Annotated in this window: 10 protein-coding genes; all 10 read left to right on the top strand. The window is 41.6% G+C overall.

Translation table 11 applies throughout. From position 1 onward, the window contains the following. Window positions 1–14 precede the first annotated feature (14 nt). Window positions 15–2072: a cytochrome c biogenesis protein CcdA gene (locus AAHJ11_RS03040; protein WP_413579053.1), complete on the top strand. Its 2058-nt coding sequence runs from the start codon at window positions 15–17 to the stop codon at window positions 2070–2072. A gap of 150 nt (window positions 2073–2222) precedes the next feature. Further along, a complete protein-coding gene (locus AAHJ11_RS03035; RefSeq protein WP_099146403.1) occupies window positions 2223–2825 on the top strand; it encodes an RNA polymerase sigma-70 factor in 603 nt (200 codons plus the stop codon). Between the two features lie 86 nt (window positions 2826–2911). Next, window positions 2912–3901 carry a FecR family protein gene (locus AAHJ11_RS03030; protein WP_195649034.1) on the top strand — a complete coding sequence of 330 codons (990 nt, stop codon included), beginning with the start codon at window positions 2912–2914 and terminating at the stop codon, window positions 3899–3901. Between the two features lie 208 nt (window positions 3902–4109). Then, on the top strand, window positions 4110–7553 hold the full coding sequence (locus AAHJ11_RS03025) for a TonB-dependent receptor (RefSeq protein WP_259022725.1): 3444 nt from the start codon (window positions 4110–4112) through the stop codon (window positions 7551–7553). Between the two features lie 22 nt (window positions 7554–7575). Then, window positions 7576–8967, top strand: a complete 1392-nt coding sequence (locus tag AAHJ11_RS03020; RefSeq protein ID WP_413579052.1) for a RagB/SusD family nutrient uptake outer membrane protein — start codon at window positions 7576–7578, stop codon at window positions 8965–8967. Window positions 8968–8994: 27 nt separating this feature from the next. Continuing rightward, window positions 8995–10959, top strand: a complete 1965-nt coding sequence (locus AAHJ11_RS03015) for a PQQ-binding-like beta-propeller repeat protein (protein ID WP_413579051.1) — start codon at window positions 8995–8997, stop codon at window positions 10957–10959. Window positions 10960–10965: 6 nt separating this feature from the next. Then, the gene (locus AAHJ11_RS03010; RefSeq protein WP_234132014.1) at window positions 10966–11847 is read left to right on the top strand and encodes a sugar phosphate isomerase/epimerase family protein; all 882 of its coding nucleotides are present in this window, start codon (window positions 10966–10968) and stop codon (window positions 11845–11847) included. Between the two features lies 1 nt (window position 11848). Then, window positions 11849–12907 carry an MBL fold metallo-hydrolase gene (locus AAHJ11_RS03005; RefSeq protein ID WP_217721511.1) on the top strand — a complete coding sequence of 353 codons (1059 nt, stop codon included), beginning with the start codon at window positions 11849–11851 and terminating at the stop codon, window positions 12905–12907. 20 nt (window positions 12908–12927) lie between these two features. Continuing rightward, the gene (locus tag AAHJ11_RS03000) at window positions 12928–13827 is read left to right on the top strand and encodes a glycerophosphodiester phosphodiesterase family protein (RefSeq protein WP_217721512.1); all 900 of its coding nucleotides are present in this window, start codon (window positions 12928–12930) and stop codon (window positions 13825–13827) included. A 12-nt stretch (window positions 13828–13839) separates the two neighbouring features. Beyond that, window positions 13840–15216 (top strand): MFS transporter, encoded by a 1377-nt coding sequence (locus AAHJ11_RS02995; RefSeq protein WP_217721513.1) that lies wholly within the window; start codon window positions 13840–13842, stop codon window positions 15214–15216. Window positions 15217–15319: the final 103 nt, after the last annotated feature.

Genomic DNA, 15319 nt, shown 5'->3' with positions numbered 1-15319 from the left:
ACCCCAAGATAAAGATGAGAAAAATAATCTCTTTCCTGCTTTTAAGCTTTGCTGTATATGCATTGCAAGCGCAGATCAAAGATCCGGTAAAGTTTAAAACAGAGTTGACACCTCTCTCCGATACGGAGGCAGAGGTGGTGTTTACAGCTACCATAGATAAAGGTTGGCATGTTTATTCTACCGATCTGGGAGATGGCGGTCCTATTTCCGCAACATTCAATGTTGATAATAAGTCGGGTGTCGAGCTTGTTGGCAAGCTGAAGCCTGTAGGCAAAGAAGTATCTACTTTCGATAAATTGTTCGAAATGAAGGTACGTTATTTCGAGAACACAGCAAAGTTTGTGCAGAAAGTAAAATTTACGGGTGGAGCTTACGCAATCGAAGGTTATCTGGAATACGGAGCTTGTGATGACGAGAGTTGTCTGCCTCCTACTCAAGTGCCGTTCAAGTATTCCGGAGTAGCAAAAGCCGGAAATACCGCTGCAACGAAAACAGAGCAACCGGAGCAAAAGATAGCGGATAAGCAAAAAGAAGAACCCGTTCCTGCTGTTACGAAAGATTCTTCTGCGATGATGGAACTGGTGCCTGCAACTACCACCGAAGCTGCTCCGGATATTCAGCCTGCTGTTGCATCGGGTGATCTTTGGAAACCGGTAATCAGTGATTTACAAGCCTTAGGAGAAGAGCATGGCCAGGAAGACATGTCCTGGATATATATATTCATTACAGGTTTTCTGGGTGGATTATTGGCATTGTTCACTCCTTGTGTATGGCCGATTATTCCGATGACAGTCAGTTTCTTCTTGAAACGTAGTAAGGACAAAAAGAAAGGAATTCGTGATGCGTGGACATACGGTGCATCTATCGTAGTGATTTATGTGGCATTGGGCTTGGCTATTACTTTGATTTTCGGAGCCAGTGCATTAAACGCTTTATCTACCAATGCTATTTTCAACATTCTCTTCTTCCTGATGCTGGTGATTTTTGCTGCTTCATTCTTTGGAGCGTTTGAAATCAGGCTGCCGTCGAAGTGGGGAAATGCGGTAGATAGCAAGGCTGAATCTACGACCGGATTGCTAAGTATTTTCCTGATGGCTTTCACGCTTTCATTGGTATCTTTCTCTTGTACAGGTCCGATTATCGGGTTCCTGCTGGTACAGGTATCTACGACAGGAAGCGTAGTTGCTCCGGCAATCGGTATGTTAGGATTTGCCATTGCTTTGGCGTTGCCGTTCACACTCTTCGCCCTGTTCCCGTCTTGGCTGAAATCGATGCCGAAGTCCGGCGGATGGATGAATGTTATCAAGGTTACGCTGGGTTTCCTCGAATTGGCATTTGCACTTAAATTCTTGTCAGTTGCTGATTTGGCTTATGGTTGGAGATTGCTTGACCGCGAAACATTCCTGGCTTTATGGATTGTCATCTTTGCTTTGCTTGGATTCTACCTGTTGGGCAAGATCAAATTCCCGCACGATGACGATGATAATAAGGTGGGAGTCACCCGCTTCTTTATGGCGTTAATCTCTTTAGCATTTGCCGTATATATGGTTCCCGGTTTGTGGGGAGCGCCATTGAAAGCCGTATCTGCATTTGCTCCGCCTATGCAGACGCAAGATTTCAATCTGCATAAGAATGATGTACACGCGAAATTCGATGACTATGATTTAGGAATGGAATATGCCCGTCTGAATGGAAAACCGGTTATGCTCGACTTTACCGGATATGGTTGTGTAAACTGCCGTAAGATGGAGGCAGCGGTATGGACTGACCCGAAAGTGAGTGATTTGATTAATAACGACTACGTATTGATTACACTTTATGTAGATAATAAAACTCCGTTGACCGAACCCGTGAAGATTATCGAAAACGGTACAGAACGTACCTTGCGTACTGTAGGTGATAAATGGAGCTATCTGCAACGTGTGAAATTCGGAGCTAATGCCCAGCCTTTCTATGTATTGCTGGACAATCAGGGTAAACCGTTGAATAAGTCGTATGCTTATAACGAAGATATTCCTAAGTATATTGAATTCTTACAGACCGGATTGGAGAATTATAAGAAAGGGAAATAACGATTGCTCTGATAATGTCTGGTCTTGAATAATGGATAAATAAAAGCGGTCTCATCGAAACGGTGAGACCGCTTTTATTTTTTTATTTCAGAAAAAATACATACGTTTGTAACATCATAACAATACCTTTGTGCCCAAAATAAAGAAAATATGTACGCAACAGACACTCTTATAGATGATCGGGAATTAGTTCTTCGCCTGATAGACGGAGATGAAGAGGCCTTTTGCGAACTTTATGCCGCTTATAAGAATCGTTTGCTCTACTTTGCTCTGAAATTCGTCAAGTCGCGTGAATTTGCGGAAGATATTTTCCAGGATGCATTTACAGTAGTCTGGCAAACCCGTCGTTTCATCAATCCCGAAGCCTCTTTCTCTTCCTATCTTTATACTATTGTGCGTAATCGTATTTTGAATCAATTGCGGGACATGGCTAATGAAGATCAGCTGAAAGAACAGATTCTTTCTCAAGCGATTGATTCAACGAACGAAACGAATAATCATGTTCTGCTCAATGATTTGAAAGAGATTATTGCCCGTGCGTTGGAGCAATTAACGCCCCGCCAGCGTGAGGTATTCAAAATGAGCCGTGAACTTCAGATGTCTCATAAAGAAATAGCCGAAGCATTGGGTGTTTCTGTTCATACGGTGCAAGAACATATTTCTCTTTCTCTAAAAGTGATTCGTTCCTATTTGACTAAATATTCAAGTACATCAGCCGATGTACTTTTGATTCTATTGTGCTTGAATTTATAATAAATGTTAATCATACCCTAGCTCTTTCTTACTTTTGTGTATTACTTATACAAAGGGAAGGAAATTAATATCCTTATTTTGAATATATGATGAAAGATACTAAGACAGAAAAAGATAAATTGCATCGCTACTTGGATGATCTTTATACCCGGGAAGATGCTTCACAGTTATTGCAAAGTATTAAGGATTCAGAAAACCAAGATATATTGGACGAACTGGCAGCAGAGGTTTGGGAAGAATCCGGGAATCTGCAACCTGGTAATGATTTGGAGCGGGAGAAATATAAGAGAGAAGCACGCCAATTGCTGAAGCGTATTGAACACAAAAAACGTACATGGTTCCGCCGGGCTTCTGTGGTGGCAGTCAGTACAGCGGCTGTAATAGCCATTATCATAGGGAGTGTCAACTTTTTCCGGTATATGAATGCACAACAGGTCACACTGGCTGAAATCACCACTTCCTTTGGTGAGAAAAGACAAGTGACTTTGCCGGACGGAACTCTTTTGGTTCTGAACTCTTGTTCGCAAGTGCGTTATCCGGATCGTTTTGTTGGAGATCTCCGTGAAGTGGAACTTGAAGGTGAGGGATATTTCCGTGTTGCCCGCAATGAAAAGATGCCATTTATTGTGAGGACGAAGCGACTGGATGTTCAGGTGTTAGGTACCCGGTTTGATGTAAAATCCTATTCAACAGATGAAATAGTGTCTGTGAGTGTGGAGAGTGGTAAGGTACAGGTCGATTTACCGGAAGCGATGATGAGGCTGACTGCTAAAGAACAGGTGCTTATCAATACTGTTTCCGGAGAATATAGTAAGAAAACGGAGGATAGGGGAGTGGCTGTCTGGATGAAAGGCGGGTTACGTTTTTACAGTACACCTATCCGCGATGTGGCAAAGGAACTGGAACGGGTATATAATTGCCGGATTACTTTTGCTTCCGGTCAGGATTTCAACAACTTGATTACCGGCGAACATGATAACAAGAGTTTGGAAGCGGTACTTAAATCCATTGAATTTATCAGCGGTGATATCAAATATAAGAAAGAGGGCATCCATGTGCTTCTTTATAAAGAATGAGATGAATAATAGATAATGTTTAACCTTTTAAAAAATAATAGATGAAAACAGCTCCTTCATGAACCTCCCCAAAATGATAGAAGCACTCCAAAGGAATGCCTCTATCCGCAATCCGGACGGATATTCATAAGCTTCGACCCAAATGAATAACGTATCGCGCATTGCTTGTTTTTAATAACTTTAGTCAATTACTAAAACGCACAAATTTATGAATAATCTTCTTATTTGTAAAGGGATAAGTAAAAATAGCTGTTCGTTTTTAGCTTTTTTACTATTCACCTTCATTTTAATAGCTCCGGCTGCTGCTCAGACATTGAAAGAGCATGATATTACGCTTCGTGTGCAAAACGAGCCGGTAGAGAGTGTTTTCAATAAAATCAGCAAACAGACTAATTTTAAGTTTCTCTATGATCAGGAGACGGTGAACAAGGCTCCGAGAGTTTCTTTCGACATTAAAAATGCTTCATTAAAACAGATTCTGGGAGAAATTACTTCCCAGGCCAAGCTTTATTTTAATAGGACCGATCATACAATTGCTGTTAGCAAACAGCCGCTTAAGAAAGAAGAAACTGCTCAACGTACACGTACTATACAAGGTATTGTTGCAGATGATAAAGGAGAACCGGTGATTGGTGCCAGTGTACAGATTAAGGGAGAGGGTAGTGGTACGATTACCGATATCGACGGACGTTACTCAATCATGAATGTACCGGAGTCTGCAACATTGACCATCTCTTATATTGGATATAAAACGGTAAATATCTCTGCAAAGGATAAAAATACGGCGAAAATCACGTTGGTAGAAGATAGTAAGATGATTGATGAGGTAGTAGTGGTGGGATATGGAGTTCAGAGGAAAAGAGACGTCTCTACTTCTATTTCTTCCGTGAAAGCTGAACAAATTGCGGACGTTTCTGCTTCAGACTTTCGTCAGGCGTTGGCGGGTAAGATGCCGGGGGTACAGGTTACACAGCCAAGTGGTGATCCGGAGGGAAGTGTAAGTATCCGTGTTCGTGGTATCAGTACGGTTAATGCCGGTAGTGATCCTCTTTATATTATTGATGGCGTGCCGGTAGAACGTGGATTTGCCAATCTGAATAATAATGATGTCGAATCTGTGGAAGTTTTGAAAGATGCTTCGTCGGCAGCTATTTATGGTAGTCGCGGTTCCAACGGTGTCATTATTATCACGACCAAGCAGGGACAGTCGGAAAAGATGAAAGTGCAGTATGATGGATATTATGGCATCCAGAGTGTTTCGAAGAAACTTTCAATGATGAATGCATATCAGTTTGCCGAATTTGCAAAGGATGGTCATGACAACGCTTATCTGGATGCTAATCCCGGAGGGTCACCGGATGATCCGAACGGAATGCGCCCGAACTCATGGGAACGTATTCCTACCGAACTCTTTCCCTATCTGAATGGTGATAAGGGGTTGACGGATACGGATTGGCAAGATGCTATTTTTCGTACTGCTGCTACTACCAGCCACAATGTTTCTATTTCCGGCAGAGGAAAAACAGTCGGCTATTTCATTTCTGCCAACTATTATGATAAAGAGGGTATTATAATTAATTCCGACTTTAAGAAATATAGTATGCGTATGAATTTGGACGGGAAATATAAAAGACTGAAATTCGGTCTGAATTTCTCGCCTTCCTATTCTACTTCCAATCGGGTAGATGCTTCCGGATCTAATGGTATTGTGCAATCGGCATTGATGATGCCTCCGGTATGGCCGGTGTATAATGCGGATGGCAGCTATAATTATCAGGGAAACGGCTATTGGAGAATTGGAAATGACTATCAGCATAATGCCGTATTGAACCCGGTAGCTATGGCAAACTTACAATCGGATGTCGTAGACCGTATGGCGATTGTCGGAAAAGTTTTTGCTGAATTGGAATTGTATAAAGGGCTTACCTATAACATTTCTTTTGGTGGCGATTATTACGGTTCGCATAATGACCAATATCGTTCTTCGGAACTTCCTTTATTGGGACAGAAGTATTATGATGTAAAGTCAAATCCGACAGCCTACAGTTCATCAGGTTTTTATTTCAACTGGTTGGTGGAGAATAAAATCAATTATAACACAACGATTAAGGATGCTCATTTTATCAATGTGGTCTTAGTACAGTCGGCTCAAAAAGAGACATATAAAGGAGATAATGTGACGGCAACCGATTTCCCGAACGACTATATACAAACAATTTCCGGAGGTACGGTGACGAAAGGTGCATCTGATAAAACCCAATGGACGATTGCTTCTTATCTGGCACGTATGCAGTACAGTTATAAAGGTAAATATATGGCTTCGGCAGCTATTCGTGCAGACGGTTCTTCCCGTTTTGGAAAGAACAATCGGTGGGGATATTTTCCTTCAGCTTCTTTGGCGTGGAGAATAAGCGGAGAAGACTTCTTTACGAAGGCTAGGTATCTGTCGTTTGTTGATGATTTGAAGTTAAGAGCGAGTTATGGAGTGACCGGTAACTTCCAGATTGGCAATTATGATCATTTGTCTCTGATGGCTTTGGATAATTATGTGCTTGGTACAGGAAACGGACAATTAGTGAATGGTTACAAGCCAAGTACCATAAAGAATGAAGATTTGAGTTGGGAAAAGAATGCGATGGTGAATGTGGGCATCGATTTACAGATGTTCAAAGGATTGCTGGGACTGACTGTGGATTATTATAATACCAATACCTCTAATATGTTATTGAATGTACCGGTTCCTCACCTGACCGGATATAGCACTGCATTGATGAATATCGGTAAAGTGAATAATAGGGGATGGGAAGTTGCCTTGACCTCGCAGAAGAATATAACTAAAGATTTCGGTTATTCATTCAATGCCAATTATGCCACTAATACGAACGAAGTGAAGGCACTCGGTCCGGGTAATGCTCCTATCATATCTACCGGTAGCGTAGATCATGCTTATTACATAACGAAAGTCGGTGAACCTATCGGATGTTATTATCTGTTGGTGCAGGATGGAATTTTCTCCAATGAAGAAGAATTAAAGAAGTATCCTCATTTTAGCAATACCCAGCCGGGAGATTTCCGCTTTGTGGATGTCGACGGGGATGGAGTGATGGACTTGGATAAAGACCGTACGATCGTAGGTAACTATATGCCCGATTTTACTTATGGGTTTGGTGGTAAAGTCTGGTTTAAGGGATTTGACCTTGATTTTAATTTTCAAGGAGTATATGGTAATGAGATTCTGAATCTGAATCGTCGTTACATTGATAATCTGGAAGGTAATACCAATGGCACCACTATAGCCTTGAACCGTTGGAAAAGTCCGGAAGATCCGGGAAACGGTCAGGTGAACCGCGCCAATCGTAAGTCAAAGGGGTATAATGGCCGTACTTCAACTTGGCATCTGGAAGATGGTTCTTATCTGCGATTGCAGAATGTGACGCTAGGATATACCTTGCCGAAGAATCTGACTCAACGCTTTTTCGTGGAAAAATTGAGAGTTTACGTTTCTGGACAAAATTTATGGACTTCGACTAATTATAGCGGATATAATCCGGAAGTAAATGCACGTCCGAGTAATTCTCTTTCACCGGGTGAGGACTATGGAACTTATCCATTGGCTAAAACATTCTTGTTTGGGCTGAATATAACACTTTAATCATCCTTTAAATACACGTTATATGAAAAAATATAAACTAATACTATTCCTGTCAACTGCTTTTTTATCAGTTGCTTGTACAGATAGTTTCTTTGATTTGGAACCGAGTAGCAGTGTTCCTACTGACAAGGTATATAAGACAGCGGAAGATTTTAATGTAGCCGTGATAGGATGTTATTCCAAATTGCAGACACAAGTTTCCTATTTTACAGAGTGTTGCGAATATCGGAGTGATAATCTGACATTGAGTGCGCCCACCGCCGGAACTCAAGACCGTTATGATATCGATCAGTTTGCAGATAAAGCCTCTAACGGAATTCTGGAAGATGCTTGGGCGAACTTTAATAATGGAGTCTATCGTTGCAATCTTGTATTAGATAGAATTGATGAGGCCAACTTCGATGCGACTCTGAAAAAACAATATAAAGGCGAAGCTCTTTTCATCCGTGCCCTTACTTATTTTAATATGTATCGTTTGTGGGGAGGGATACCGATGACTAATAAGGTGGTGACAGTGGCAGAAGCTCTTAAAATCGGGCGCAGTTCCGATCAACAGGTTTATGATTTTCTTGTCGGTGATTTGAATCAGGGTATTAATGAAAATATGTTGCCGTCTTCTTATACAAGTGCCGATATGGGACGTGTGACTTCCGGTGCTGCAATGGCGTTGCTCGGCAAGATTTACCTGACTTTCCATAAATGGACGGAAGCCCGCAATGTGCTATCCCAACTAGTGGGTCGGTATTCTTTAATGACTACCCCCGAACAGGTGTTTGACGTGAACAATAAAATGAATGATGAGATTATTTTTGCTGTTCGCTTTAATAAAGATGTCGAAGGAGAAGGACATGGATATTGGTTCTCTATTATTAACCTGACTGATGATACCAATCAGACAAAGTCTCTGAAAGAGTGTTACAAAGAGGGAGATAAGCGCAAAGATCTGATTACCTATGTAAAGGTGGAAGATAAAGTATGCGTGATGAATAAATTTAAAGATGTCAAAAGTGCGACCTATAATACGGTCGGTAATGACCAGATTATTCTCCGTTATGCCGATGTGTTGTTGATGTACGCCGAAGCTTTGAATGAAATCAGTTATAGTAATTTGCAGAATTCAGAAGCTATGGTTGCTTTGAATGCCGTACATACCCGTGCCGGATTGTCTCCGCTTCAGATAACAGAGCTTCCCGATCAGGATAGTTTCCGTAAAGCGATTATGTTGGAACGTCAACAGGAGTTTCCTTATGAGGGACAGCGTTGGTTCGATTTGGTACGTATGGGAGGTGCTAAGGAGGCTATGAAAGCAGAAGGACATATTATTCAGGACTACCAATTCCTGTATCCTATTCCAAAAACGGAGTTGGAAAGAATAAACAACACAGAACTGTTGTGGCAGAATACGGGATATTAATAGGATTAAACTAAAAGAAATCAAACGATGAAAAAAATACTATATAGCTTGTTGTTTATTTTCACGGTAGTCTTTACTGCTTGTGAAGAAGATCTGCCAAAGGCAAGTTTCGATTTATATGAACTGAAGTCACTAACGGCAACAGCCGGAGATATGAATGTGACTCTTTCCTGGGAAGCATACGAGAATGCCCGTCCGAATGAATATTTGATTCTTTGGACTTCCGGATCATCAGAAGCGGAAGGAGGCGAGATGACTGTGGATGCAAAAACAATGACTGCCACTATCAATAATCTGGTAAATGATGTTGCTTACACTTTTTCTGTGCAACCTCGTTATGCAGGAGGATTGGCCAGTAAAACTACTGCTGCCTGTACACCGAAGAATGCAAGATATCCGATTTCTGATCTGACGGCAGCAGCCGGCAATGAAAGAGTGCGTTTGAGATGGACGAAACCTGCAAGTGAACGTTTCACTCGCTATCAGGTTAGCGTGAATCCCGGTAATCAGATTATCAATCTGGATGATACTTCATTGGAGGAATACATCGTTGATGGTTTGACTAACGATCAGGAATATACATTCAATGTAGTCTGTGTTTATCCTACAGGCAATTCTATTGCGGTGGAAACTTCTGCTACTCCTGGGTTGATCTATCCTATTCTTGCTAGTACGGAACTGGTTGTGTGGGAACCTTCTACCTTTGCTTATAACGATATGTATTTCATGACTGGTGAAGTGAAATCGGTAAGTTGGGATTTTGGTGATGGTACGACATCAGGAGAAAACAATCCGGTACATGCTTTTGCTACTACCGGTACTTATACAGTGGCCGTAACGGTGACTTATGTTAATAATACCACCGAGTCGGGCAGTCTGACTGTCACGGTCGGCAATTATAAATGGAATTCTGTCGATTTGAACTTCGGTGGGCTTACCGGATATGTAAAGACCTCCAATCCGGTGTTCTCTCCGGATGGAAAAACAATGTATATCCCGACATCTACTCCTGCAGGTCATTTGTTTGCTATTGATGTAGTGAGCGGTGAATTTAAGTGGGTGTTTGCTATCAGTCAGATAACCTATGGTGGAGGTGCGTTGGTGGCTCCTGATGGTACAATCTATCAGTGTGTAAGAAATGCCGCTATTAATAATGTATATGCTATTAATCCGAATGGAACTCAAAAGTGGGCAGTAAAATTGGATGCTGCGATAGGAGCTTTTCCTGCATTGTCGGTCGATGGTATTCTTTACTGTCTCACCAATAAGAGTACGCTGTATGCGTTGGATGCATCCAGTGGTGCTATTAAATGGCAACAATCACTTGACGGAGCAACTGGTAGTGCTGTGGCTATCGATAAAGACGGAAATGTTTATGCAGGTACAAGTGCTGCTATTTATGCTTTTAAACCGAATAAGGATCAGATATGGAAATTGGAAGAAGTAAATGTGACGGAACAGGCTACGTTTGCTTTGAAGGAGCAGGTGCTTTATGCGACTTTGAAAGGGGGCGGACTTGTTGCTGTTGATATGACAAACGGGACAAAGAAATGGACGTATCCGACTACGAAAGGGGATGCTTATTTCCCGATTGCTGATAAAAATGGCAATGTCTATTTTACGGAAAAAGGATCGCAGACTGTTCATGCAGTAAATGCCGCCGGATCTAAAATCTGGGAGAAAAATGTGGGTAATAATTTGAATTACAGTGGAGGTGCTTTGAGTACGGATGGTATTCTTTATGTAGGTACCCAATCGAATAACAAAGTGCTGGGACTCGATATTACTAATGGCAACATTGTTTTTGAAGAGACTGTGGGGCAACAGGTCATGGCAGCTGTTACCATCGGTCCGGACAAACGGCTTTATTGCGGAACAATCGGATCTAATAATATCGGTTCAGTAAAGGCTTTTGCTGTCAATAAGACATTAGCAACAGACTCATGGAGTATTCGTGGTGGTGATATTCAAGGTACAAACCGTCAAAAGTAAGCGATAATGAGAGTTTCTGTTTTTATCTTATTTATGGCGATGACAATAGGGTTATATGCACAGAAATATAAAGTAGGTACGACTACAGCTTTGTGGAAAGTACCTGCTTCCACAGACTTTTCTCAAGCCCGGTCTGTGGGGGTGGAGTATGTGGAAGTAGCATTTAACCAGTGTTATAGAGGAGTTCCGGCAGGTGAAATCATCCCTCGTATCCGGGATATGAAAGCAAAAATTGATAGTGCCGGTATCAAGGTCTGGTCTATACATCTTCCTTTCTCACGCACGTTGGACATATCGGTGCTGGATGAAAAGAAAAGGAAAGAAAATGTAGATTTTATGGCGGAGATGATTGGACAGTGCGCTCAATTTCAGCCGAAGTGTTTAGTGTTGCATCCTAGTTCCGAACCTATCGCTGACAGTATTCGGGCACAAAGAATAGCTAATGCTTCCCGGTCTATCGCTTATCTGAAAAAATATGCGGATCAAATAGGAGCACAGTTGTGCATCGAAAATCTGCCGAGAACTTGTCTGGGTAATACTCCAGAAGAGCTTTTGGAGATAATCAAAGATATTCCGGGTGTGAAGGTTTGTTTTGATACCAATCATTATACTAAGGGGACGACAGAGCATTTTGTAGAAACCGTTGGTGAACGTATAGGTACTATACATGCCTCGGACTTTGACTTTGTCAACGAGTGTCACTGGCTTCCTACACAAGGTGACATTCAATGGGGAAAGTTAATGCATGCACTCGAAAGAATCGGCTATGAAGGAGTTTTCATGTATGAAGCTACCAAAGACCATGAAAACGGCAACACGCGTCCGACACCGGAACGGGTGGTTGAGACTTTCAATAAAATAATTAATGACTATAAAAATCAGAAATAAGATGGATATAATAAGAAAAATACAATATTTACTGTTTTGCCTTTTGGCAATAGGTTTTGTTGCTTGTGATGATGATGACAGCAACAGTACCGAAACAGGTCATGAAGGAATTCTTACGCAATTGGCAGAGGAAGTAGATGCCACTGCGGAACAGTTGTGGAGTTCTTCTCCTTTGATTGTCAATGCCGGACGTACCACTACTTTGACCAAGATTCAGGGATATGCGGATCAATGTAAAGATGATTATTTCGTCAGTTATCTGAATGGCTTCGATCAGGCGAGTACGAGTATGGAAAAGTGTGATCCGATTATCTATTTTTATCGGAGTGCATTTGATCGTGTGATGGATGGAATTAAAAACTCAAAAGTAGAAAATGGTACGGCAGCGATCTGGTTACTCTATAATATGGGATATGTGGTAAAAACTCCGTCAGGATGTTTTGCTATTGACATTTCTCATCGTTGGGCGAAAGAACTGGCACCTTATATTGATTTTCTCTGTGTTACCCACAAACACTCCGATCATTATAATAATGAGCTTATCCAGGCTATGTTTGATTTAGGTAAACCGGTGTTGTCCAACTATCTGAAAGACACGACATATCCTTATACTGCAAAGGGGGATAAAGATTATGAAATTGGAAAATTCAAGATTAAAACTTGTATCACCGATCACAACAATTCCGGCTTATCTAATTTTGTGACTGTATTTTCGATTGATTGCGGGGAAGATACTGGTAACTTCGTCTTTATGCATGTAGGAGACTCCAACTATAAACCGGAACAATATACGAATTTGGCTTCTCATGTGAATGTCTTGATACCACGTTATGCTCCCAATGCTCTGACCGAAAATAATATTCTGGGTTCAGGTGCGGGACAGGTGGAACCGGATTATGTCTTGTTATCACATATCTTGGAACTGGCTCATGCAGGTGTTGATGAATCGAGATGGTCATTGGATATGGCACTCGAACGGGCTTCGAAGATTAACTGTGAACAGACTTATGTACCAATGTGGGGAGAAAAACTGGTCTGGAAAAACAATAAACTGAATTAAAATACTTAATGTTTGAACTTATGAAACGGATATGTAACTTCATACTTCTTCTGTGTTTGGTGCAACTGGCTGTTGCCCAAAATAGAATAGCTGAAATCAGAGAAAATCTGCTGGGAAATCATCCGGATAAAATATTGGTTGTATCCCACCGGGCTGACTGGCGTAATGCCCCGGAAAACTCATTGCAAGGTATACAGAATTGCATTGATATGGGTGTCGATATGGTGGAGATCGATTTGAAAAGAACCAAAGACGGACATTTAGTAGTGATGCATGATAAAACGATCAATCGTACCATGTCCGGAAAAGGACTGGTGGAAGATTATACATTGGCTGAATTGAAAGCAATGCGTCTTAAAAATGGAGTGGCTTGTAAGACAAGACATCAGATTCCTACATTGGAAGAAGTGATGTTGCTCTGCAAAGGTAAGATTATGGTAAATATTGATAAGGGGTATGACTATTTTCAGGAAGCTTATATCATACTTGAAAAGACGGGAACGGTTGACCAATGTGTTATCAAAGCCGGTCTTCCTTATGAACAGGTGAAAGCCGAAAACGGTGCTGTATTGGACAAAGTGATTTTTATGCCTATTGTACAGTTGCATAAAAAAGGAGCCGAAGCTATTATTGACAGTTATCAGACTCACATGAAGCCTGCTGCTTATGAGTTAGTGTTTGATAATGATAGTCCGGAGGTGCTTAATCTGATAAAAGAAGTGCGTGATACAGGTTCTAAGTTGTTCATAAATTCTCTTTGGCCTGAATTATGCGGTGGTCATGATGACGACCGTGCAGTAGAACTTCATCAACCGGATGAAAGCTGGGGATGGATCATTAATCAGGGAGCCAAATTAATTCAAACTGACCGTCCTGCCCTCTTATTGGAGTATCTGCGCAAAAAGAAGCTTCACGACTAAATAGACTTTCTCATGTTGAAACAACTTATAAACTTTTACAAGGTCTCTTCACCGAGACCTTGTAACGGGGAAGCTTTGTCTTCATCCGACTCACAGCATCTTCATTCCGAGGCCCGTCGTCTGAAATACCTGAAATGGTCTACTTTCCTTTCAGCCACTTTCGGTTACGGTATGTACTATGTTTGCCGCCTTAGTCTGAATGTCGTGAAGAAGCCCATAGTAGATGAAGGGATCTTTTCCGAAACGGAACTGGGAATTATCGGTTCGGTATTGTTCTTTACTTATGCCATTGGGAAATTCACGAATGGTTTCCTTGCCGACCGTAGCAATATCAATCGCTTTATGACTACCGGTTTACTGGTCACGGCTTTGGTCAACCTTTGTTTAGGTTTTACTAATTCGTTCCTCCTGTTTGCCATACTTTGGGGAATTAGCGGATGGTTCCAGTCTATGGGAGCCGCTTCTTGTGTCGTGGGACTTTCCCGCTGGTTCACGGACAAAGAACGGGGATCCTATTATGGATTCTGGTCTGCCAGCCACAATATCGGTGAAGCGTTGACCTTTCTGATTATTGCGTCTATCGTTAGTGTATTGGGTTGGCGTTACGGTTTCTTTGGGGCAGGTATCGTGGGGTTGATTGGTACATTGATCGTCTGGAAGTTCTTTCATGACACTCCTGAAAGTCAGGGCTTTCTTCCAGTGAATATTCCCAAGGAGAAAAAGGAGATGAGCGTTACGGAAGCGGCTGATTTCAATAAGGCGCAGCGGCAGGTCTTGTTGATGCCTGCTATCTGGATACTGGCTCTTTCGAGTGCTTTTATGTATATTAGTCGTTATGCCATCAATAGTTGGGGCGTTTTTTATCTGGAAGCGCAAAAAGGATATTCCACGTTGGATGCCAGTTTCATTATTTCCATCTGTCCGGTCTGTGGTATCATCGGTACTATGTTTTCGGGAGTCATTTCTGACAAGTTGTTTGGCGGTCGCCGAAATGTTCCTGCCCTGATTTTCGGATTGATGAATGTTATTGCACTTAGCCTGTTCTTGTTGGTTCCCGGTGTACACTTCTGGATAGATGTACTTGCCATGGTTCTTTTCGGTTTGGGTATCGGAGTTCTCATCTGTTTTCTAGGTGGCCTGATGGCTGTTGATATTGCTCCCCGTAATGCTTCTGGTGCAGCATTGGGAGTGGTGGGTATTGCCAGTTATATTGGAGCCGGATTACAGGACGTAATGAGTGGTATTCTGATAGATGGGCAGAAGACGGTTCAGAACGGAGTCGATGTTTATGATTTCACATACATCAATTGGTTCTGGATTGGTGCAGCTCTGCTGTCAGTACTCTTTGCATTATTGGTTTGGAATGCAAAATCAAAAGAGGCTGATTAGTTTCAGGTATGTTAGATATATCAGGTATATTAGGTTAGATTGAAAAAACTTGTTTCCAAAAGAGGATGACAAATGTTTATTTTCAATGGTATCGGTTTTTATT

Source organism: Bacteroides sp. 90-K9/2 (genome assembly GCF_047310725.1).
Taxonomy (GTDB): Bacteria; Bacteroidota; Bacteroidia; order Bacteroidales; family Bacteroidaceae; genus Bacteroides; species Bacteroides vicugnae.
This window is presented reverse-complemented; position numbering and strand designations above follow the sequence as displayed.

Excerpts from the sequence above, each read along its gene's own strand:
- AAHJ11_RS03035 (WP_099146403.1), top strand. The coding sequence starts at position 2,223 with ATGTACGCAACAGACACTCTTATAGATGATCGGGAATTAGTTCTTCGC.
- AAHJ11_RS03025 (WP_259022725.1), top strand. The coding sequence starts at position 4,110 with ATGAATAATCTTCTTATTTGTAAAGGGATAAGTAAAAATAGCTGTTCG.
- AAHJ11_RS03040 (WP_413579053.1), top strand. The coding sequence starts at position 15 with ATGAGAAAAATAATCTCTTTCCTGCTTTTAAGCTTTGCTGTATATGCA.
- AAHJ11_RS03010 (WP_234132014.1), top strand. The coding sequence starts at position 10,966 with ATGAGAGTTTCTGTTTTTATCTTATTTATGGCGATGACAATAGGGTTA.
- AAHJ11_RS03030 (WP_195649034.1), top strand. The coding sequence starts at position 2,912 with ATGATGAAAGATACTAAGACAGAAAAAGATAAATTGCATCGCTACTTG.
- AAHJ11_RS03020 (WP_413579052.1), top strand. The coding sequence starts at position 7,576 with ATGAAAAAATATAAACTAATACTATTCCTGTCAACTGCTTTTTTATCA.
- AAHJ11_RS03005 (WP_217721511.1), top strand. The coding sequence starts at position 11,849 with ATGGATATAATAAGAAAAATACAATATTTACTGTTTTGCCTTTTGGCA.
- AAHJ11_RS02995 (WP_217721513.1), top strand. The coding sequence starts at position 13,840 with ATGTTGAAACAACTTATAAACTTTTACAAGGTCTCTTCACCGAGACCT.
- AAHJ11_RS03015 (WP_413579051.1), top strand. The coding sequence starts at position 8,995 with ATGAAAAAAATACTATATAGCTTGTTGTTTATTTTCACGGTAGTCTTT.
- AAHJ11_RS03000 (WP_217721512.1), top strand. The coding sequence starts at position 12,928 with ATGAAACGGATATGTAACTTCATACTTCTTCTGTGTTTGGTGCAACTG.